Raw genomic sequence first — 21481 nt, 5'->3', positions numbered from 1 at the left:
AGGCCGGGAGGGTGTCGGGGGGAGCGGCCCGGCGGTCGGGGTCCCGCCCTGGCTCCCGGTCCCGTCAGGGGCCGCTGCCGCCGACCCGCGGGGGCTTGTCCGGGTCGGGGATCTGTGTCGACCAGCCGCCGGGCACCGTGCGGGACTGGCGGTCGCGGAAGCGGATCGGGGCGGTGCCGACGCGGCGGGTGAACAGGCGGCTGAAGTAGGCGGGATCGTCGTAGCCGACGCGGCGGGCGACGGCGGCGACCGGGAGTTCGGTGGCGGTCAGGAGTTCCTTGGCGCGGCCCAGGCGGATGCCGAGGAGGTAGTCCTTGGGGCTGCATCCCGCGCCGCGCCGTACGGCGGTGCGGAGTTCGGCGGGGGTCATGCCGCGCCGGGCGGCGTGCTCGGCGACCGAGAGGGGGAGGAACGCGTCGCGGGCCAGGGCCTGGAGGACGGGTTCGCCGTCGGCGTCCGTGTCGGCGCGGGCGCGCCGGAGGACGACGAGGAGTTCGTGGACGGCGGCCGAGGTCTCGACCTCCAGGAGGGGGTTGCCGCGGCGGGCGGCGCGGGCGATGCGGCCGATGGCGGCGCGCGCCGCCGCCGCGTCGGCGAGCGGGACGAGCGGGCGGTCGGGCTCGATGTAGCCCAGTTCGGTGTAGGTGTCGGTGGCGGGTCCGGTGAAGTCGGCGAAGCTCTCGTCCCAGCCGGTCTCGGGGTCGGCCCCGTAGTGGTGCGGGACGCCGGGGACGAGCCAGAGCAGGGCGGGCGCGGTGACCGCCCGGCGCCTGCCGTCGGGGCCGGCGTACCAGCCGCGGCCGGCGCTGATGACGAGCGCGACGTGGTGGTCGAGGGTGCGCGGCCCGACCGCGGGCAGCGTGCCGTGCTGGAGGCCGACGCCCAGGCAGACCAGCCCGAGCCGGTGGTGGACCGGGCTCGGGGTGAAGTAGCGCATCCAGGTGTGGTACATGCCGCGCGCCTCCCGTCGGCGGGTGCGCCGTGCGCCGCCGCTGCGTCCGAACAGCAGAGATCTTTGTCCACGGACCGGCGGGCCGCCAGAGGGCGGGCCGGGGGGATCGGCGGCGGGGTGCTGCACGGGCGGCGGTGTCCGTCCGGCGTACGGGCGCGCGGGCTGCGACTGGAGGGGGCGGGGCGGTGCGGCGCCGGCCGGCGGTGCCGGTGAGGCCGTGCCGGAACTGCCGGGACGGCTACGGGGGTTCGCGTGGTGGAGCGGTTTTCCGCCGGGGCGCTGCCCGTCGGCGGGGCCGCGGCGTGGGCTGTACGCACCGGGTCCGGTGCTGTGGGAGGGGCCTAACGAGGTGCTGAGGGACGGCGGGCCGGGCCGCGGGGGTGTGCCCCGGGTCCGGCCCGGCCGTTTCACAGTGCGGTGACCTCGAACGCGTCCAGTACGAACTCCGCGGTCCCGTCGCCGCCCGTCTTGCGCAGCCCCACCCATGCCTCGCCCCGGTCCGGCGCGGTGAACTCGTAGGTCCAGGTGGCCGGTTGGGTCGCCACCGGCAGCGGGGTGCGGCTCAGCTCGCGGGCCGCGGGCTCGTCGACGGCGGTGACCCAGGCGTACTGGCCGGCCTGCTCGTTCTCGTAGCGGAAGGCGACCCGGTAGCGGCGGCCGGGGGTGAAGCGGACGGTGTGCGGGAGGGTCCGGTAGACCAGGCCGGTGTTCTCGCCGCGGGACTTCAGGGACTGGCCGCCGTCGATGACGTCGTCGATCGCCTTGCCGTTCCAGCCGCGCCGGGTGAACGGTGCGTGCCGCTGGGCGATATGGGTGCGGGGGTCGGTGCTGCCGCCGGCGTCGCCCTTGACGAAGGGGCCCCAGCCCTGCGGGACGTGCTCGAAGTCCTCGTGCACGAGGGTGCCGGGGCGGCCGGTGCGCGGTGCCGGGGTGATGCGCACGTTGTCGAAGCGGACCCGGGCCCGGCCGGCCGCGGCGGTCAGGGCGAGGGTGACCGGGCCGCCGCCCTCGGGGACGGTGAAGCGGGTGGACAGCCGCTGGAAGCGGGTGCCGGACTTGCGGTCGGCGGCGACGTAGTTGCCGGCGGTGGAGGTCTCGGTCCAGTTGTCGGCGGTGATGCCGTCGGCGGTGCGGATCGCGAGGCCGGCCCGCCGCCGCTCCCCCGCGCTCGCGCCGACCTCGACCTGGACGGAGGCGGCGTAGTCGCCGGGGGCGAGCCGGGCGATTTGCTGGCCGACGGTGGCGGCGGCGCCGGGGCCGATGACGAGTTCGTAGTCGCCGCTTCTACTGATCTGTACGGTGGCGGGTCCGGTGACCTGCCACCGGTCCAGGTTGCCGGCGTGGAACCCGGGGTCGGCCAGCGGGGTGCCCTCGCCCCAGTCGGGGTCGGGCTGGGCGGGGGCCTTGCTCCGGTAGACGACGTAGGCGACGCCGGGCCGGGCGTCGAGGGTGATCCGGCCGCCGCCGGCGGGGACCCGGGTCTGCTCGGTGCGGCCCTGGTCGGTGAGCCGGTAGACGTAGACCGCGGGGGCGCCCGACCAGCCGCGCGGCAGCTGCCAACTGCTCTGCCCGCCGCGGGGGTTGTAGTGGTAGAGCTTGGCGGGGTCGGTGGCGGAGCGGGGTTCCCAGGGCAGCAGGTAGCTGCCGCCGTCGTAGACGAGGCGGCCGTCGGTGGTGATCTTCCGGGTGCCGTCGGCGTCGCTGACGGAGGTGCGGGTGGGGCCTTCGAAGGTGATCTCGTGGTCGCTCCAGGTCCGGATCGGGTACGCCTGGAGGTACTTGGCGGGCAGTGCGTCGGTCCACACGATGGTGTGGAACGCGTGCCAGTCGGTCTTCCCGGTCCAGCCCTCGAAGTTGCCCATCCGGGGCGCGCCGAGCAGCGTCGGCCATTTGTCGGCGAAGACGTCCTTGTGGTGGTTGCGCACGAAGCGGATCAGCCGCGAGTTGATGCCGCGTGAGGTGTCGGGGCCGTAGTCGGTCTCGTTGGCCCAGTGCGACCAGAGTGCGGAACGCTCCAGGCCGTGGCCCCATTCGGTGGCGACCTGCCAGCCCTGGTCGCGAAGGTGCCGCTGGAGGCGGTCGGAGTTCCAGCCGGATTCGCGGAACACGTCGAGGTAGACGGTGGTCAGGGCGGGGTCGGTCTCCTTGCGGAGTTGCGCGAAGCGGGCGGCGATGTCGCCGGACACCAGGTCGCGGCGGGCGTCGATGCGGTAGGACTGGTCGAGCCAGTCCCACTGCTTGTCGTTCTTGTCGACGAGTTTTTCGGAGAAGGCGTGCGCGACGGGGTAGGACTCGGTGGCGTTGACGTGCACCGCGAAGTCGCTGTGCCATTTCCTCCCGGCGCGGAGCAGGGTGTTGAGGTCGGCCAGGCCGCCGGCGCGCCGGTTGTAGTTGCCGCCGTAGTCGGGGTGTGCGGAGTCGTGGCCCTCGGACTGGTAGCCCTTGAGGAGGGTGAACTGGCGCAGCCCGTCGGTGGCCAGCGCGATCCGTTTGACGTGGTCGAGGGTGGCGAGGAACGGATTGGTGGCCTGGCTGGCGAAGTTGAAGGGGATGTGCGGGACGACCCGCAGGTGCTGGGTGTCGGCGCCGAGCGGGACGACCATGATGTCGCGCAGGGCGATGGCGGCGTCCTGCCAGTCGGTGCGGCCGTCGCCGTTGCGGTCGCCGGTGACGATGACGGTGGCGTACGGGAGCGGTTCGGTGGCGTCGAGCGGCTGGCCGGTGGCCCGGTGGGTCCACTGGCCGGGGACGAGTTCGGCCGCGACGAAGCCGTCGCCCTGCCGGGTCCGGTGCCACAGCCGGCCGTTCTCCCAGGCGGTGTCCCCGGTCGGATGGTCCTGGACGGTGTTGGTCTCGATGGCGGCGGCGAGGTGGTCGGTGGCGACGACGGCGTAGGCGCAGCCGGTGGGCGCGGCCTCGACGGGGGTGGTGGGGGTGATCCGCACGAGGGTGTCGCCGCTCTTGGCCTTGTCGAGCTGGAGGCGGGCGGCGAGCAGGGTGGCGCCGGGCTGGTCGCTGCGGACGGCGAGCAGGGCGAGGCCGGGGATCTCCAGGGTGCCGATGCGCAGTGCGGGGGTGTCGGTGATGCCGGTGACCCGCCAGGTGACCTGTGGGCCGGTGACGGCGATCTCGACGTCGACGGTGGTGCCGCCGTCGAAGGCCAGGGTGTAGGCGGCCCGGTCGGGGCGGCCGGCGCGGGCGCGGTGGGTGACCTGCGGGGTGCGGGCGGTGCCGTCGATCAGGACCTGGGTGACGGGGTTCTCCTGGGCGTGCAGGACGGCGCCGGTGGCGCGGTCGGTGTAGGAGACGATGCGCGGGAAGGCGGTGTCGACGCGGACGGCCAGCGCGGCGGAGCGCAGGACCGCCTCGGCGGGCCGCGGGGCCGCGGCGGCGGGGTGCGTACCGAGGGGGACGGCACCGGCGACCCCGGCGAGCGCGGTGGCGGCGACGATCTGTCTGCGGCTGGGCCCTGGCTGTCCGTTCATACGCGCGCTCCTCCTTCGTCCCTGCACTGCCTGCCGGCGGACAGCGTGCGGGGCGGGTGGGGCGGGCGCCCATGGACAAAGGGGCGGCAGGTGTTGGACAGATGTCGCGGAAGGACGGGGTGCGGCGCGGCGTCGTCGGCCGCGGCTCGACGGACAGCACGACGGGCGGGCCGGTCCGGGCGAACGCCTCGGTCGGGGCGCGTGCCTCGGTGGTCCCGGCGACCGGCTGGGTGCGGGCCCCGCCCTCGCGCAGCGGCGCACGGCGCAGCGGCACCGCGCGGGGCCCGGGGAGCGCGTCCCGGGCCCCGGCGGGCGCCGGCCGGTGGCCGGCTCAGCCGCCGAGTTCGGCGGCGGCCTTCTTGATGTTCGCGGCGAAGGCGCTCACCTCGCTGTAGACGCCGGGCTTGCCGGGCCGGGCGCAGCCCTCGCCCCAGGAGACGATGCCGACCTGGAGCCACTGGCCGGCGTCGTCCTTGCGGAACATCGGGCCGCCGGAGTCGCCCTGGCAGGTGTCGGTGCCGCCGGTGTCCAGCTTGCCGGCGCAGATCTCCTCACCGGGAGTGAGGGCGTCGCCGTAGGCCTTCCGGCAGGTGGCGTCGTCGATGAACGGCACGGTCGCCTTGAGCAGGTAGCGCTGCTGGTCGCCGCCTTCCTTGTCGGCGCCCCAGCCGGCGATGGTGAAGTCGCCGTTGGTGAGCCGGTCGTCCTCGGCGATCTTCAGGGTGGGCCGGTCTATCGGCTTGGCGAGCTTGATGAGCGCCCAGTCCTTGCCCTTGCCGCTGTAGCCGGGGGCCTGGAGGACCTGGGTGGAGTTGACCTTGACGGCGGCGGAGTCCTGGAGGTCGACGACGCCGGCGGTGGCGGTGATGGAGGTGTCCGGGCCGCTGCGGTCGACGCAGTGGGCGGCGGTGAGCACGATGTCCTTGGTGTAGAGGGCGCCTCCGCAGCCCATCGACAGCCGGACCATGAAGGGGAATTCGCCCTGGGCCGCCCTGGTGCCGCCGACGACGTCGGTGTGCACGGAGCCGCCGGGGTCCGGCGCGGGCGCGGCCGAGGCGGCGCCCGGCTGGAGACTGAAGGCCGCCAGGGCGATCGCGCCGGCGGCGGTGGTTCTCTTGAGGTGCTTCAGGGAGTTGCGCAACGGATGTCCTTTCGTGGGGGGTTGAACGCGTAATGACGAGTCCATGCCAACCCCAGAGCCGGGCATGCGCACCGCAAAGCGAGCGGGAAAAACGGCAGTGCACCGCAAAGCATCCGGGCCCGTTGGCAATGAACCCGTAAAGCGCCCTGCGATTATGTGGAGTGCGGGAACGGAGTGACAAGGGTCAACATCAGGCCAACTCCCGCACCGCGCCCGCCCCGTGCGCAACACGGCCGATCGCACCCGCCCGGCCGTACAGTGTCCGGATGGCGACCGGCGGCAGCGACATCCAGCACGGATACCCCCATCTCGACACGGTCCGCGCGGCCCTCACGGCCCTCTTCAGACGCCTCTCCCACGACACCGTCAGCACGTTCGACACCAGCGTGCTGCCGGTCGACGTCGCCTTCGACGACACCGAGGACATCCACCTGGGCGCGCAGCGGATCGCCCATGCCATGGTCCACCAGCTGCGGCTGCCGGACGCCCGGATCGTGGTCACCTTCCGCGAGATGGAGCACGCCGCCCACGTCGAACTGACCGCGGGCCCCGAGTACTTCGTCGAGCTCAACGAGCGGTTCAAGAAGCACCGCAAGGACATCGGCGCCGCCCTGGCCCACGAGGTGACGCACGTCTACCTGCACCGGCTCGACCTGTCGTTCCCCGGCACCCGCGACAACGAGATCCTCACCGACACCGCCACCACCTACCTCGGCGCCGGCTGGCTGCTGCTGGACGCCTACCGCGAGCACGGCCCGTTCTCGCAGAAACTCGGCTATCTCACACCGGAGGAGTTCGGCTATGTCCTCGCCAAGCGCGCCGAGTTCTTCGGCGAGGACCCGGCGCCGTGGTTCACCAGCCCGCAGGCGTACGAGGCGTACCTCGCGGGGCGGGCGCGGGCCCGCCAGGACGCCCGGCGCCCGCCGCTGGCCGCCGCCGGCTGGGCCGCCCGGCTCCGCTACGCCAAGGACCGCCGGCTGGCCCAGGACTCCGGGCGCACCGCCCGGCCCGCCGCCACCGGCGACGGCTACACCTTCGAACCCGCGGCGGGAACCGGCTCCCCGCCGCGGGTGTCCTTCCCCTGCCCCGCCTGCTGGCAGCGCATCCGCGTCCCGGTCCGCGGCCGGATCCAGGCCCGCTGCGGCCTGTGCAAAACCCTTCTGGACTGCGACACCTGACGCTATGTCAGTGTCTGCGGGCCGGTCCTAGACCCACCCCTCCAGCCCGGCCAGGAACCCCGGGAGGTCGTCCCGATGGATGGTGTGCCCCGCGCCCTGCACCGTACGGACCTCGAAACCGCGGGCGGCCAGCTCCTTCGCCGCCTCCTCGGTGAAGAGGAACCCCTCCCCCGCGATCTGCACCAGCGACGGCACCACCGGCCGCTCCGGCGTCCGGTCGCGCAGATGGTGCCCGGACAGGGCGAGGGCCGTCCCGGTGTCCCAGTCGGCGAGCGTGGCCAGTTCGACATCGACATCGGCGTCGTCCCAGCGCGGGTTGAAGTTCCGCACCAGCGTGCGCCCGGCCCGCTTGAACGTCACGAACACCGCGGGATCGACCGGCTGCGCCGCCCCGGTCAGCGACCACGCCGGATCGCTGTAGACCGCGCGCGCCGGCCGCAGCCGCTCGGCCGCCAGGGACAGCGCCAGCCCGCCCAGCGAGTGCCCGATGACGACCTCGGCGCCGATCGGCAGGGTGTCCACGAGGTCGTCGGCGAACAGCTCCGGGCTGTAGTCGCCGCGCGGACTGCGGCCGTGGCCGCGCAGATCGACACCGATGACGCGATAGCCCCGCCCGGCGAGGGCCGGGCCGACCCGGTGCCAGGTGCGGTGGTCGGACATGATCCCGTGGACCAGCACCGCGATCCGGTCGCCGGTCCCCCATTCCTGGGTGTGCAGCTGCATACCGTGCCCCTCTCGCCGGGTTCGCGCCCTGCGCGCGACGATCCGCCGTACGCCGGGCGTTGCGGGTGTCCGGCGCGGCCACGCCCGAACGTTACACGTGTCATGACGCGGAGGCCGTACGCGGAGCCCGCGAACCCCCGTGGCAAACCCCTGTGCGAAGATGCCCGGCAGGATGACCGATCCCGCCGGACCGCCGGCCACCCCAACTCCCCCGACCAGCGCGGCCGTTGCCCGCCGCGCCGGGGTGTCCCGCGCCACGGTCTCGTACGTGCTGAACGGACGGGCCGCCGGGCGCGTCGCCGCGCACACCCAGGCCCGGGTCCGGGCCGCCGCCGAGGAGCTGGGGTACGTCCCGCACGCGGCGGCGCGCAGTCTGCGGGCCGGTCGGGGCAGCATCGTCCTGATGGCCGCCCCGGCGGACGCCGTACCCGCCTTCGGGCCCCTCTTCTCGCACTTCCTGGCCGGATTCCAGAGCGCACTGCACCACCTCGGCTACACCGGCGTACTGCACGGCGCGCCCGCCGCCTCCCCCGTGGCCGCCGCCCGCGCCTGGGCCGAGCTGCGGCCCGCCGCCGTACTGGCCCTGCACGGACCGCCGTTGGACGCCCCCGCCGTCGAGCTGCTGCGGCGCGCCGGCACCGCGGCGGTGCTCACCCACGGCCCGCAGGCACCGCCCGGCGCCCATGCCCTCTTCCTGGACCATCGCGAGGCCGGCGTCCTCGCGGGCGAGCACCTGCTGGCCCGGGGCCGCCGGCGGATCGGCGTGGTGCTGCCGGCCGAGCCGGGCCTGGCCGCCTTCGCCGGGTCCCGGCTCGCCGGCGTACGGGCCGCAGCCGCCGGCTGCCCCGGTGCCGAGGTGCGCCCGCTGGACCTCGCGCTGACCGAGGAGAGTGCGGCCCGGCTCGCCGCCGCCTGGCCCGCGCTCGGCCTCGACGCGGTGTTCGCCTACAACGACGAGTACGCGATGCTGCTGATGCGCGCCCTCCAGGACGCCGGCCGCACCGTCGGCGGCGACCCGGAGCAGATCGCGGTGGTCGGCGCGGACGATCTGCTGCCGGCCCGGCTGCTGCGCCCGCGGCTGACCAGCGTCCGCACCGAGATCGCCGCGCCGGACCGGATCGCCGGGCTGGTCGACGGGCTCGTCCGCGACCCGGCCGCCGCGCCCGCCGTCCACCGGCTCGGCACCTTCCGCCTCATGGCGCGCGATTCCTCCTGACGGCCGCCCGCCGCTCCGGCCGCCCGCCGGTCAGCGCCAGTCCTGCTCCGGCGTGGCCGCCGCCAGCACCTCGCGGGCGCCGGAGCGGATCGGGCCGCCGTGCGGTACGCAGACCGTGTCGACGTCGTCCAGGGCGGCCAGCCGCCGGAACGACGCGATGGCCGCGGCGCGTTCGACGTTGAACGGGCCGAGGACCGCGTGCCCGCCGTCCGGGTCGGCGCCGATGATGTCGCCGGGGAAGAGCAGCCGGCTCTCCGGAAGGTGCAGCGCGATGCCGCCCGGCGTGTGGCCGGGAACGTGCAGCACACGTACGGGTTCGTGCCAGTCGTCGAGGGTGTCGCCGTCGTGCAGCTCGCGGTCGACCTCGGTGTGGCGCGGCGGCGGCATCCCGCCGGCCGCGAGCCCCGCCATGATGCCTTCGTGCAGCTGCCGTTCGGACGGGCCGAGGACCGGCGGCGGTTCGGGGGCGGTGCCGCGGATGTACGGGGCGTCGAGGGCGCCGGCCAGTACGCGGGCGCCGGAGGCGTCGACGAGTTCGGCGGCCGAGCCCATGTGGTCCACGTGGCAGTGGGTGAGCACGATCTGCCGCAGCGCGGCGGGCGGTGCGCCGAGCCGGGCCAGGGCGCCGAGGACGGCGGGGGCCGATCCGGGGATGCCGGTGTCGATCGCGGCGTAGCCGTCGCCGGGCAGGGCGACGAGGTACACATGCCCTACGGGGAACGGGAGTTGCCAGACGTGCCGGCCGATCTGCGGGAGTGCTGCGTCCATGTCCGGGACGCTAGCCGCCGCACCCACGGCCGGTCTCCGCTTTGTGCCGTGGGCGGATTGAGCGGACGGCGAAAGCGCCCGGCGCGGATCCCGGCGGAACCCGTCGCGCCCCTGCCGCGTCCCATCGGCGACCCAAGGAGGCATGTCATGCAGTACGCCGCTCACCGCTCCCGTTCCCGCATTCGTATGGTCGCCCTCGCCCTGTCCGTGGCGGCGGCCGGCGCCGTCGCGCTCTCCGGCTGCGCCAAGGGAGAGCAGCGGGTGGGCGCCGCGGCGCCGGCCACGCCGCAGGACGCCTTCGGCCGGCGGGCCGCCCAGATAGTGCAGGACTGGCCGAAGGTCTCGCCCGTGGCCGGCCGCCAGGAGGCGCTGCTCCCGCTGGCCGGCGCCGACCGCCCGCAGAGCACCGGCGTGCGGGAGATCACGGTGACCGTCGGCCACAGCGCCTGCGACGTCCGTTTCGGCGCCCGCAGCCTGGAGTCGAAGGACCTGGTGGTGGTCACCGGCTGGGGCAAGAAGAAGAGCGCGAAGGGGATGTGCACCGAGCAACTGGCCACCGACAAGGTGAAGGTGCAGCTGAAGAGCCCGCTGGCGGGCCGCAAGATCGTGGACGCGGCCACCGGCAGGCAGCTGCTGAAGGGCTGACAGGCGGCTCGCCGGGCCCGGCCACCCACGTTGGAGTGCACTCCACGGCCTAGGCTCGCGCCCATGAGCCCTTCCATCGCCACCAGCACACGCGTAGAACTGCCCGCCCTGCTGGAGTTCGTCCGCCCCCGGCACCGTGCGATCCTGCTCACCCGCCGCTCCGACGGCACCCCGCAGTGCTCGCCGCTGACCTGCGGGGTGGACGACTCCGGGCGGCTGGTGATGTCGACGTATCCGGAGCGCGCCAAGGCCCGCAACGCCCGCCGGGTGTCCTCGGTCAGCGTGCTGGTGCTGTCCGACGAGTGGAACGGCCCGTGGGTGCAGGTCGACGGGGAGGCCGAGGTGATCGACGCCCCGGACTCCGTCGAGCCGCTGGTCGAGTACTACCGCAACATCGCCGGCGAGCACCCGGACTGGGACGAGTACCGCGCGGCGATGCGCAAGCAGGGCAAGTCCCTGATCCGGGTGACGCCGCGCCGCTGGGGCCCGATCGCGACCGGCGGCTTCCCGGCCCGCCTCGTCGAACCGGACGCCTGACGCGCGGCGCCTCGACGGGCGCTGCGGGCGCGCCCCCGTTGACGTTCGGCGCCTGCCCGGTGAGGTGCCGGGCCGCCGGTGACGCCGGGAAGGCCACCGCCCCTGTGATGTCCGTAGGGGCGCCCGCCCGGCGGCGGACGGACGGCCCTACGGGCCGCGCGGTGGCAGCACCGCCGGGGTGGGCGTCAACACCTCGGTGGGCAGCCCCAGTTGGGAGCGGAAGGCGGCCCGCCCGGACTCGGTGACCGCGAGGATGCGGCTGGCCGGGGCCTTGACGATCCAGCGGTGCTCCAGCGCGTGCCGGTAGAGGGCCGCGCCGACCGCACCGGAGAGGTGCTGGCGGCGCGAGGTCCAGTCGAGACAGGTGCGGACGTGCGCCCGGTGGGTCGGCGAGTAGCCGGCCTCGGGGATGCCGAGGGCGGCCAGCCAGTCGGCACCGGCCGTGGTGAGCACCAGGCCGTACTCCCGTGCCAGCAGCCCGCGTTCGGTCATCGTTTCGGCGATGGCCACACCGAGCGCCCCGGCGATGTGGTCGTAGCAGGTCCGCGCGTGGTGCAGCGCCCTCCGGTGGTTGGCCTCGGCCAGCGAGCGGATCCTGACCTGGCGGTACGGGGCCAGCCCGGCGAGGTTCTCCAGGGTCTCGGCGGTGTGCGGCCCGGCCAGCCGGACATAGCGCCGCCGGCCCTGCCGCTCCTCGGCCAGCAGCCCGCCGGAGACCAGGAGGTTGAGGTGCTCGGTCGCGGTGGACGGTGCGACCCCGGCGTATTCGGCCAGTTCGCCGGCGGTCCAGGTGCCTCCGTCGAGCAGGGCGATGCAGATGGCGGCGCGGGTACGGTCCGCGAGCAGCGCCGCGAGAGCGGCCAGATCGGGGGTCTCCGCGGTGCTTTCGTGATCGGCGTCCCATCGGTTCATGTGCAGAGCGTAATCACATATAACACTTCGGTGAGAACCGAATCGTCCGGCTCCTATCCTCAAGGGCATGGAAACCGCGCTGGAGAAAAGCAGTTCGGTCGTGCCGGCGCTGCTGTCCACGGAGAACGACGACGGCACGTTCGTGCTGGTCACGCTGCGGATCCGGTGGGATCTCGGCCCGGTGGTGAGCGTCTGGCTGCCGGCCCGAGGACGGACCGCGCAGAATCTCGCCGTACGGCCGGACGTCGTCTTCAACCTCCCACCGAAGGAGGCAGCGGCCGAGGAGGGGGCGGGCGTCGGGACCGACGCGGACCAGGCACCCTGGACGGAACCGTCCGAGCTGGTACGGCCGCCCCGACTGGCGTACTGCCCCGTGCAGTTGGAGGCGCGCAGGGTCGGTGAGCGAACGGTGACCGACGGCGCCTGGACGCAGATCGAGGCGCAGGTGCTGCGGGTGCACGCGGACCCGCGCTGGGTGCTGCCGCTGGGCGACGGCACCGTCGACGTCTCGGCCTGGCGCCCGCCGGTGCACGATTTCCGGCCGCCGGTCACGCCCCCGCCGCCCGCCGTACCGGCGCCCGCACGGGAGCTGGCGCGGCAGTTGGGGCGGCGCTTCCCGGCCCAGCGGGACGCCTAGGGGCAGCGCCGGCGCCCGGACAAGAGCGCGGCGCCTGCCCTCCGGTCGGGGGAGGGGACAGGCGCCGCACACGGGTCCCGGGATTCACCCGGTCCCCATGCCTCCGTACGACGTTGTACGGGACATCAGGTGACGGCCGCTCACACGGTCAGTGCGCGGTCCGTCGGCTTGATCGGAGCCGGCAGGGCGCTGGCTCCGGTGAGGAAGCGGTCCACGCCGCGGGCGGCGGAGCGGCCCTCGGCGATGGCCCACACGATCAACGACTGACCGCGCCCGGCGTCACCGGCGACGTAGACGCCGGGGACGTTGGTGGCGAAGTCCGCGTCGCGGGCGACGTTGCCGCGGGCGTCCAGCTCCAGGCCGAACTGCTCGACCAGGCCGTTCTCCTGGTCCGTGCCGGTGAAGCCCATCGCGAGGGTGACCAGCTGGGCCGGGATCTTCCGCTCGGTGCCGGGCTTCTGCTCCAGCTTGCCGTCCTTGAACCCCACCTCGACCAGGTGCAGCCACTGGACGTTGCCGTCCTCGTCGCCCTCGAAGTGGGTGGTGGAGACGGAGTAGACCCGCTCGCCGCCCTCCTCGTGCGCGGAGGTGACCTTGTAGAGCATCGGGAAGGTCGGCCAGGGCTGGCCCGGGTTCCGCTCCTCGCCCGGCTTGGGCATGATCTCCAGCTGGGTCACCGAGAGGGCGCCCTGGCGGTGGGCGGTGCCGACGCAGTCCGCGCCGGTGTCGCCGCCGCCGATGACGACCACGTGCTTGCCCTCGGCGGTGATGGGGGCGACGGTCAGGTCGCCCTCCTGCACCTTGTTGGCGAGCGGCAGGTACTCCATCGCGAAGTGGACGCCGTTCAGCTCGCGGCCGGGCACCGGCAGATCGCGGGAGGTGGTGGCGCCGGCGGCGATGACCACGGCGTCGTAGCGCTTGCGCAGCTTCGCGGCGTCGATGTCGCGGCCGATCTCCACCTCCGTACGGAACTTGGTGCCCTCCGCGCGCATCTGCTCGATACGGCGGTTGATGTGCCGCTTCTCCATCTTGAACTCGGGGATGCCGTAGCGGAGCAGGCCGCCGATGCGGTCCGCGCGCTCGTACACCGCCACCGTGTGGCCGGCCCGGGTCAGCTGCTGGGCGGCGGCCAGTCCGGCCGGGCCGGAGCCGATGACGGCGACGGTCTTGCCGGAGAGGCGGTCGGGCGGCTGCGGGGTGACGTCACCGGCATCCCACGCCTTGTCGATGATGGAGACCTCGACGTTCTTGATGGTGACCGGCTGCTGGTTGATGCCCAGCACACAGGCCGCCTCGCAGGGCGCGGGGCACAGCCGGCCGGTGAACTCCGGGAAGTTGTTGGTCGCGTGCAGCCGCTCGCTGGCCTCGGTCCAGTCCTCGCGGTAGGCGTAGTCGTTCCACTCGGGGATGAGGTTGCCGAGCGGACAGCCGTTGTGGCAGAAGGGGATGCCGCAGTCCATGCAGCGCGACGCCTGCTTGCTGATGATCGGCAGCAGGGAGCCGGGCTGGTAGACCTCGTTCCAGTCCTTGACGCGCTCCTCGACGGGGCGGGTCCTGGCGATCTCGCGCCCGTGGTTCAGGAAGCCCTTGGGGTCAGCCATTGGTCGCCGCCTCCATCATCTTCTCGTGGGTCTCGGACTCGGAGAGCCCGGCTCGCTCGGCGGCGTCCTTGGCGGCGAGCACTGCCTGGTAGGTGGCCGGGAGGACCTTGCGGAAGCGGGCAGCCGCCGCGTCCCAGTCGGCGAGGAGCTTCGCGGCGACAGTGGAGCCGGTCTCCTCCTGGTGGCGGCGCACGACGTCGTGCAGCCACTGCTTGTCGGTGTCGTCCAGCGGGCGGACCGCGTCGACGAGTTCCTTGTTGACGTTGTCCGGGTCGAGGTCGATGACGTAGGCGGTGCCGCCGGACATACCGGCCGCGAAGTTGCGCCCGGTCTCGCCCAGGACGACCGCGTGGCCGCCGGTCATGTACTCGCAGCCGTGGTCGCCGACGCCCTCGGAGACCACCGTGGCACCGGAGTTGCGGACGCAGAACCGCTCGCCGACCCGGCCGCGCAGGAACAGTTCGCCGCCGGTGGCGCCGTAGGCGAGGGTGTTGCCCGCGATGGTGGAGTACTCGGCGAGGTGGTCGGCGCCGCGGTCCGGGCGGACCACGACCCGGCCGCCGGAGAGGCCCTTGCCGACGTAGTCGTTGGCGTCGCCCTCCAGGCGGAGGGTGACCCCGCGTGGCAGGAACGCGCCGAAGGACTGGCCGGCCGAGCCGGTGAAGGTGATGTCGACGGTGTCGTCGGGCAGGCCCGCACCGCCGAACTTCTTGGTGACCTCGTGGCCGAGCATGGTGCCGACGGTCCGGTTGATGTTCCGGATCGCGACCTGGGCGCGGACCGGCTGGGCGTCCTCCGCGGTGTCCGCGGACAGCGCGTCCGCGGCGAGCTTGATCAGCTCGTTGTCCAGCGCCTTCGCCAGGCCGTGGTCCTGGACGGTGACCTGGTGGCGGACGGCGCCGTCGGCCAGCTCGGGGACGTGCAGCAGCGGGGCCAGGTCCAGGCCCTGCGCCTTCCAGTGGTCCACGGCCCTGGCGACGTCGAGGATCTCGGCGTGGCCGATGGCCTCGTCCAGGCTGCGGAAGCCCAGCTCGGCGAGGAGCTCGCGGACCTCCTCGGCGATGAACTGGAAGAAGTTGACGACGTACTCGGCCTTGCCGTTGAACCGCTCGCGCAGCGTCGGGTTCTGGGTGGCGATACCGACCGGGCAGGTGTCCAGGTGGCAGACGCGCATCATGACGCAGCCGGAGACGACCAGCGGGGCGGTGGCGAAGCCGAACTCCTCGGCGCCCAGCAGGGCGGCGATCACGACGTCGCGGCCGGTCTTGAGCTGGCCGTCGGTCTGCACCACGATCCGGTCGCGCAGGCCGTTGAGCAGCAGCGTCTGCTGCGTCTCGGCCAGGCCCAGCTCCCAGGGGCCGCCGGCGTGCTTGAGGGAGGTGAGCGGCGAGGCGCCGGTACCGCCGTCGTGGCCGGAGATGAGGACCACGTCGGCGTGGGCCTTGGAGACACCCGCGGCGACGGTGCCGACGCCGACCTCGGAGACCAGCTTCACGTGGATGCGGGCGGCCGGGTTGGCGTTCTTGAGGTCGTGGATCAGCTGAGCCAGGTCCTCGATGGAGTAGATGTCGTGGTGCGGGGGCGGCGAGATCAGGCCGACGCCCGGGGTGGAGTGCCGGGTCTTGGCGACCCAGGGGTAGACCTTGTGGCCGGGCAGCTGGCCGCCCTCGCCGGGCTTGGCGCCCTGGGCCATCTTGATCTGGATGTCGTCGGCGTTGACCAGGTACTCGCTGGTGACGCCGAAGCGGCCGGAGGCGACCTGCTTGATCGCGGAGCGGCGGGCCGGGTCGTAGAGGCGGTCGGGGTCCTCGCCGCCCTCGCCGGTGTTGGACTTGCCGCCGAGCTGGTTCATGGCGATCGCGAGGGTCTCGTGGGCCTCGCGGGAGATCGACCCGTAGGACATCGCGCCGGTGGAGAAGCGCTTGACGATCTCGGACGCCGGCTCGACCTCGTCCAGAGTGACGGCGGTCCGCCCGGAGGCGAAGGAGAACAGGCCGCGCAGCGTCATCAGGCGCTCGGACTGCTCATTCACCCGTTCGGTGTACTGCTTGAAGATGTCGTAGCGGCGCGACCGGGTGGAGTGCTGGAGCCGGAAGACGGTGTCCGGGTCGAAGAGGTGCGGCTCGCCCTCGCGACGCCACTGGTACTCGCCGCCGATCTCCAGCGCGCGGTGGGTGGCGGCGATGCCGGAGGCCGGGTACGCCTTGGCGTGCCGGGCCGCGACCTCCTGGGCGATGACGTCCAGGCCGGCGCCGCCGATCTTGGTGGCGGTGCCGTGGAAGTACTTCGCGACGAATTCCTCGTCCAGGCCGATGGCCTCGAAGACCTGCGCGCCGCGGTAGGAGGCGACGGTCGAGATGCCCATCTTGGACATGACCTTCAGGACGCCCTTGCCGAGCGCCTTGATGAGGTTCTTGATGGCGGTGCCGGTCTCCACGCCGGGCAGGAACGTACCGGCCCGGACCAGGTCCTCGACGGACTCCATGGCCAGGTACGGGTTGACCGCCGCCGCGCCGAAGCCGATCAGCAGCGCGACGTGGTGCACCTCGCGGACGTCGCCGGCCTCGACCAGCAGCCCGACCTCGGTGCGGGTCTTGGTGCCGATGAGGTGGTGGTGGACCGCGGCGGTCAGCAGCAGCGACGGGATCGGCGCGTGCTCGGCGTCCGAGTGGCGGTCGGAGAGCACGATCAGCCGGGCGCCGTCGGCGATGGCGGCGTCGGCCTCGGCGCAGATCTCCTCGATCCGGGCGGCCAGCGACTCGCCGCCGCCGGAGACCCGGTAGAGGCCGGCGAGGGTCACGGCCTTCATGCCGGGCATGTCGCCGTCGGCGTTGATGTGGACGAGCTTGGCCAGCTCGTCGTTGTCGATCACCGGGAACGGCAGGGTCACGCTGCGGCAGGAGGCCGCGGTGGGCTCCAGCAGGTTGCCCTGGGGGCCGAGGGAGGAGATCAGGGACGTGACCAGCTCCTCCCGGATGGCGTCCAGCGGCGGGTTGGTGACCTGCGCGAACAGCTGGGTGAAGTAGTCGAAGAGCAGCCGGGGGCGCTCGGAGAGCGCGGCGATCGGCGAGTCGGTGCCCATGGAGCCGATCGGCTCGGCGCCGGTCTTGGCCATCGGGGCGAGGATGACCCGGAGCTCTTCCTCGGTGTAGCCGAAGGTCTGCTGGCGGCGGGTGACCGAGGCGTGGGTGTGCACGATGTGCTCGCGCTCGGGGAGGTCGGCCAGGCCGATCAGGCCGGCGTCCAGCCACTCCTGGTAGGGGTGCTCGGCCGCGAGCTGCGCCTTGATCTCGTCGTCCTCGATGATCCGGTGCTCGGCGGTGTCGACGAGGAACATCCGGCCGGGCTGGAGACGGCCCTTGCGGACGACCTTGGACGGGTCGATGTCGAGGACGCCGACCTCGGAGGAGAGCACGACCAGGCCGTCGTCGGTGACCCAGTAGCGGCCGGGGCGCAGACCGTTGCGGTCGAGGACCGCGCCGACCTGGGTGCCGTCGGTGAAGGTGACGCAGGCCGGACCGTCCCAGGGCTCCATCATCGTGGAGTGGTACTGGTAGAACGCCCGCCGGGCCGGGTCCATGGCGGTGGAGTTCTCCCACGCCTCGGGGACCATCATCAGGACCGAGTGCGGCAGCGAGCGACCGCCCAGGTGGAGCAGTTCCAGGACCTCGTCGAAGGAGGCGGAGTCGGAGGCGTCCGGGGTGCAGACCGGGAACAGCCGCTCAAGGTTCTCGGCGTGTGCGGCGTCCGCGCCCCCGAAGAGCTGCGAGGCCAGCTGGGACTCGCGGGCGCGCATCCAGTTGCGGTTGCCCTTGACCGTGTTGATCTCGCCGTTGTGGGCGACGAAGCGGTACGGGTGGGCGAGCGGCCAGCTCGGGAAGGTGTTGGTGGAGAACCGCGAGTGGACCAGTGCGATCGCGGTGGCGAACCGGCGGTCGGACAGGTCCGGGAAGAAGGGCTCCAGCTGGCCGGTGGTCAGCATGCCCTTGTAGACGATGGTGCGGGCGGACAGCGACGGGAAGTAGACGCCCGCCTCGCGCTCGGCGCGCTTGCGGAGCGCGAACGCCTTGCGGTCCAGGGCCAGGCCGGTGTTCTCCCCTCCCCCGGACTCCGTCCGGGAGGTGCCCCCAGCCACGAAGAGCTGGGAGAAGGCCGGCATGGTGGCGCGGGCGCCGTTGCCCAGCAGCTGGGGGGCGACCGGGACGACCCGCCAGCCGAGGACGTCCAGGCCCTCTTCCGCGGCGATCGTCTCGATCCGTGAGACGGCCTCGGCGGCTTCGTGGGCGTCGGACGGCAGGAAGGCGATGCCGACGGCGTAGCTGCCGGCATCGGGGAGCTCGAAGGTCACGTTCTCACGCAGAAACGCGTCCGGCACCTGGAGCAGGATGCCCGCGCCGTCGCCCGAGTCGGGCTCCGAGCCGGTGGCACCGCGGTGCTCCAGGTTCGTCAGGACGGTCAGGGCCTGTTCGACCAGGGCGTGGCTGGCCTCACCGGTGAGGGTGGCCACGAAGCCGACGCCGCAGGCGTCGTGCTCGTTGCGCGGGTCGTACATCCCCTGCTGGGCGGGGCGCCCGTCCATGGGCGACCATGCGGCGGCGCTGGCGCTGCTGGTGGTCGCGGAGTGCGTGGACGCGGAACGCATCGGCTCTCCCAACGTCGTCGTGGCATAGGCATTGCCGAGGGACGACGTTGGCCCTCCGCGAAATTTCGTGCAGGTTACAGGATGGCCCGCTTCTCGAAAAGCGGATAGTGCCTTCCAGCATGCGGACACCGCGCATGCGGTGAGTCTCAAGTGGGACGCGGACGGAAACGGGGCCGCCCCGTACTGCGGCGTCCGGCGAGCGACGTTGCCCGCGACGCCAAGGCCTTATGCCCGGCTGTCAACAAACCGAAACCGCTGAGTAACGCGGTAATGATGCGGTCACCCGTAGGGGACGTCAACCCTTCGCCGTTCCGGGGCCTCAGCTCACGACGGTGCCGAACAGCGCTCCCAGGGCGTAGGTCACGCCCGCCGCGGCGCCACCCAGGGCCAGTTGGCGCAGTCCGCTGAACCACCACGAGCGGGCCGTCACACGCGCCACGACCGCACCGCAGCCGAAGAGCCCGGCCAGGGCCAGCAGCACCGCGGGCCAGAGCGCGGAAGCCCCCAACAGATAAGGAAGGACAGGCAGAAGAGCGCCCAACGCAAAGGATCCGAAGGAGGAAACGGCGGCGACGGCCGGAGAAGGAAGGTCCGACGGGTCGATGCCCAATTCCTCGCGGGCGTGGATCTCCAGCGCCTGCTCGGGGTCGCGCGACAACTGCTCGGCGACCTGCCGGGCGAGTTCCGGCTCCACCCCGCGGGACTCGTAGAGCGCCGCCAGCTCCGCCTGCTCGTCCTTCGGGTGCCGGCTCAGCTGGGTCCGCTCGACGTCCAGCTCGGCCATCACCAGCTCGCGCTGCGAGGCGACCGAGGTGTACTCCCCCGCGGCCATCGAGAACGCGCCGGCCGCGAGCCCCGCGAGGCCGGTGATGATGATCGTCTGCTGCGACACCGCGCCGCCGGCGACACCCGTCATCAGCGCGAGATTGGACACCAGGCCGTCCATCGCGCCGAAGACGGCGGGGCGCAGCCAGCCGCCGTTCACATCGCGGTGGGTGTGATTGTCGCGGTGCGCCACATGCGTCGGCGCAGCGGCATCCATGATCTCCATGACGGACATATCGGGACCTACTCCCTTCAGCGAGGTGTGGGCCGATGGCGGCACTTTCCCCTCCAACACCTCGAAGTTATGCGCGAATTAGCCTCCACCGCTAGCAAGGAAGGCCGTACTTACCCCGCTGACCTGCGGTTTTTCCGAAAGCGCTGGCCTGAGATCCGGGTCACACGGCGTTTTCGGGGCCCGTCGCGGGCCACACCGACCCGGGGACCTGCCGTCGCGCACGGGGCCCCGAGGACGTCGACCGGGTGACCCTGCCGCCCGGGGCAGGAGAGCCGGGCCGCCGCGTGGCACGGATACGGGGCAGCGGCCCGCGGCGTCCCGGGCCGCGGTGTCGAGCCGTACGACCGAAGGGCGGGCAGCGTGGGCGGAAACGTGGCGGACCGGGCGCGCGGAGCGATGCTCGGACTGGCCGCCGGGGACGCGCTGGGCGCCCCCGCAGAGAATCTGACACCAGATCAGATCCGTTGCCGCTGGGGGCGGATCGAGGGGTTCGTCACGGCCGACCCGGCCGGCACCGACGACACCGAGTACGCGCTCTTCTCCGGCCTGCTGCTCGCCGAGCACGGTGCGGCGCTGACCACCGCTCACGTCGAGGCCGCCTGGCGCCGGTGCCTCGCCGACCGCGACGAAGGGCCGTTCCGCGGCGCCGGCTTCAGCGAACGCGGCACCCTGGAGAACCTGCGCCGCGGCCTGGCCGCGCCCCGCTCCGCCCAGCACCGGCACGCCTGGAGCGACGGACTGGCCATGCGGGCCGCGCCGTTCGGGGTGTTCGCGGCCGGCCGGCCCGCCGAGGCCGCCCGGCTGGCCGCCGTGGACGGCGCGGTCAGCCACGACGGCGAGGGCATCCTAGGCGGCCGGGCGGTGGCCGCCGGGGTCGCCGCCGCGATGACGGCCGACTCCCCCGACGCGGTGCTCGCCGCCGCACTCGCCGCCGTACCGGAGGACTCCTGGACCGGGCGGTCGCTGCGGCGGGCGGTGGCGGCGGCCCGCCGGGCCGGTGCCGCGGGGCGCGCCGTCGAGGACGCGGTGCGGGACGCCGTGGTGATCGACGGGTATCCCTGGACGGATCTGGCGCCCGAGGCGGTCGGGCTGGCGTTCGGCGCGTTCGCCGCGGCCGGCGGCGATCCCGCCGGATCGGTGCTGACCGCGGTCAACATGGGGCGCGACGCCGACACCACCGGGGCGGTCGCCGGCGCGCTGGCGGGGGCGTTGCGCGGGGCCGCGGCGATCCCCGCCGTGTGGGCCGCCGCGATCGGCCCGGCGCGCGGCAGCTGTCTGCCGTCGGTGGCGGGCTACCACGTGCTGAACGTCGCGGAGTTGCTGGTGGTTGCGGGCGGGGCCGCGGTGGGCGCCGGAGCCGCGGTCGACGCCGGGGCCGCGGTGAGCGCCGGATGACGGCCGTCGGTGAAACCAGGGTTCCGGTTCCGGTTCCGGTTCCGTGGCCGGGTGCCGGTGCCGGGGACGCCGTGCACCTCCGCTCGCGCGTCGAAGGGCTGCTGCTCGGTCTGGCCGCCGGGGACGCCGCCGGGTGGCCCGCGGCCCGGCACCGGTCGGCCCGGATGCCGGCCTGGACCCGGCGGCTGGCCCGCGAGCTGGACGACTTCGCCGAGCGGACCGCGACCACCGCGCTCCCGGTGCCGATCGCGCTCAACCAGCGGCCCGCGCCGCTGCTGCTGGGCCCCTCCGACGACGCCGAATGGGCCGCGTTCACCGCGGAGTCGGTGCTCGCCGCGGGCCGCGGCCCCGGGCGGTCCGGCCGGGTCCGGGCCGCCCTCGACCGCGCCTGGCACACGCTGGCCGCGGAGGCGGCGGCGGAGGCCGGTGCGGCGCCCCCGCTGCGCGCCCGGATCTCCGTACGGGCAGGGCTCGCCAACCTCGCCGCCGGGCTGCGCCCGCCCGCGGCCGGGCACGACAACCCGCACTTCTTCGACGACGCGGCCTGCGTACGGGCCGCCGTGCTGGCCACCGTCCACCCCGGCCGGCC

At 73.6% G+C, this 21481-nt stretch carries 15 protein-coding genes and 1 pseudogene; 7 read left to right on the top strand and 9 right to left on the bottom strand.

From position 1 onward, the window contains the following. Positions 1–64 precede the first annotated feature (64 nt). From IEZ17_RS27760 to IEZ17_RS27750, 3 genes are all read right to left on the bottom strand, one after another. Positions 65–952 (bottom strand): helix-turn-helix domain-containing protein, encoded by an 888-nt coding sequence (locus tag IEZ17_RS27760; RefSeq protein WP_189304778.1) that lies wholly within the window; start codon positions 950–952, stop codon positions 65–67. A 407-nt stretch (positions 953–1359) separates the two neighbouring features. Beyond that, positions 1360–4437, bottom strand: coding sequence for an endo-alpha-N-acetylgalactosaminidase family protein (locus tag IEZ17_RS27755; RefSeq protein ID WP_189304776.1), 3078 nt, complete (start codon positions 4435–4437; stop codon positions 1360–1362). 331 nt (positions 4438–4768) lie between these two features. Next, on the bottom strand, positions 4769–5578 hold the full coding sequence (locus IEZ17_RS27750) for a S1 family peptidase (RefSeq protein WP_189304774.1): 810 nt from the start codon (positions 5576–5578) through the stop codon (positions 4769–4771). Positions 5579–5844: 266 nt separating this feature from the next. Here IEZ17_RS27750 and IEZ17_RS27745 point away from each other — a divergent pair, with 266 nt between their 5' ends. After that, positions 5845–6756: a hypothetical protein gene (locus tag IEZ17_RS27745; RefSeq protein ID WP_189304772.1), complete on the top strand. Its 912-nt coding sequence runs from the start codon at positions 5845–5847 to the stop codon at positions 6754–6756. Between the two features lie 27 nt (positions 6757–6783). Here IEZ17_RS27745 and IEZ17_RS27740 read toward each other — a convergent pair whose 3' ends face one another. After that, positions 6784–7479: an alpha/beta fold hydrolase gene (locus tag IEZ17_RS27740; protein ID WP_189304770.1), complete on the bottom strand. Its 696-nt coding sequence runs from the start codon at positions 7477–7479 to the stop codon at positions 6784–6786. 172 nt (positions 7480–7651) lie between these two features. Between IEZ17_RS27740 and IEZ17_RS27735 the strand changes: the two genes are divergently transcribed. Beyond that, complete coding sequence (locus IEZ17_RS27735) at positions 7652–8695, top strand: LacI family DNA-binding transcriptional regulator (protein WP_189304768.1); 1044 nt, start codon at positions 7652–7654, stop codon at positions 8693–8695. Positions 8696–8725: 30 nt separating this feature from the next. On the opposite strand, the gene IEZ17_RS27730 is transcribed toward IEZ17_RS27735, so the two are convergent. Continuing rightward, entirely contained in the window at positions 8726–9463 is a 738-nt protein-coding gene (locus IEZ17_RS27730) for an MBL fold metallo-hydrolase (RefSeq protein ID WP_189304766.1), read from the bottom strand. 147 nt (positions 9464–9610) lie between these two features. Between IEZ17_RS27730 and IEZ17_RS27725 the strand changes: the two genes are divergently transcribed. Both IEZ17_RS27725 and IEZ17_RS27720 read left to right on the top strand, forming a co-directional pair. Further along, positions 9611–10108: a hypothetical protein gene (locus IEZ17_RS27725; RefSeq protein WP_189304764.1), complete on the top strand. Its 498-nt coding sequence runs from the start codon at positions 9611–9613 to the stop codon at positions 10106–10108. A gap of 63 nt (positions 10109–10171) precedes the next feature. Then, positions 10172–10645, top strand: a complete 474-nt coding sequence (locus IEZ17_RS27720) for a PPOX class F420-dependent oxidoreductase (protein WP_189304762.1) — start codon at positions 10172–10174, stop codon at positions 10643–10645. A 147-nt stretch (positions 10646–10792) separates the two neighbouring features. On the opposite strand, the gene IEZ17_RS27715 is transcribed toward IEZ17_RS27720, so the two are convergent. Continuing rightward, the gene (locus IEZ17_RS27715) at positions 10793–11557 is read right to left on the bottom strand and encodes an ArsR/SmtB family transcription factor (protein WP_189304761.1); all 765 of its coding nucleotides are present in this window, start codon (positions 11555–11557) and stop codon (positions 10793–10795) included. Positions 11558–11624: 67 nt separating this feature from the next. Between IEZ17_RS27715 and IEZ17_RS27710 the strand changes: the two genes are divergently transcribed. After that, on the top strand, positions 11625–12194 hold the full coding sequence (locus IEZ17_RS27710; protein ID WP_189304759.1) for a flavin reductase family protein: 570 nt from the start codon (positions 11625–11627) through the stop codon (positions 12192–12194). 140 nt (positions 12195–12334) lie between these two features. Here IEZ17_RS27710 and IEZ17_RS27705 read toward each other — a convergent pair whose 3' ends face one another. From IEZ17_RS27705 to IEZ17_RS27695, 3 genes are all read right to left on the bottom strand, one after another. Then, on the bottom strand, positions 12335–13795 hold the full coding sequence (locus tag IEZ17_RS27705; protein ID WP_189304757.1) for a glutamate synthase subunit beta: 1461 nt from the start codon (positions 13793–13795) through the stop codon (positions 12335–12337). Next, entirely contained in the window at positions 13788–18374 is a 4587-nt protein-coding gene (gene gltB / locus IEZ17_RS27700; protein WP_229852708.1) for a glutamate synthase large subunit, read from the bottom strand. Before gltB ends, IEZ17_RS27705 begins: the two co-directional genes overlap by 8 nt. Before the next feature lie 382 nt (positions 18375–18756). After that, positions 18757–19488 carry a VIT1/CCC1 transporter family protein gene (locus IEZ17_RS27695; RefSeq protein WP_189304830.1) on the bottom strand — a complete coding sequence of 244 codons (732 nt, stop codon included), beginning with the start codon at positions 19486–19488 and terminating at the stop codon, positions 18757–18759. A 405-nt stretch (positions 19489–19893) separates the two neighbouring features. On the opposite strand from IEZ17_RS27695, the gene IEZ17_RS27690 reads away from it, so the two are divergent. Continuing rightward, positions 19894–20892, top strand: a complete 999-nt coding sequence (locus IEZ17_RS27690; RefSeq protein WP_189304828.1) for an ADP-ribosylglycohydrolase family protein — start codon at positions 19894–19896, stop codon at positions 20890–20892. Further along, positions 20889–21481, top strand: a pseudogene (locus tag IEZ17_RS44600) (ADP-ribosylglycohydrolase family protein); the annotation flags it as partial. The gene IEZ17_RS27690 and the pseudogene IEZ17_RS44600, both read left to right, overlap by 4 nt.

The sequence above is a fragment of the Streptomyces albospinus genome (assembly GCF_014648695.1).
GTDB classification, from domain to species: Bacteria; Actinomycetota; Actinomycetes; order Streptomycetales; family Streptomycetaceae; genus Streptomyces; species Streptomyces albospinus.
This window is presented reverse-complemented; position numbering and strand designations above follow the sequence as displayed.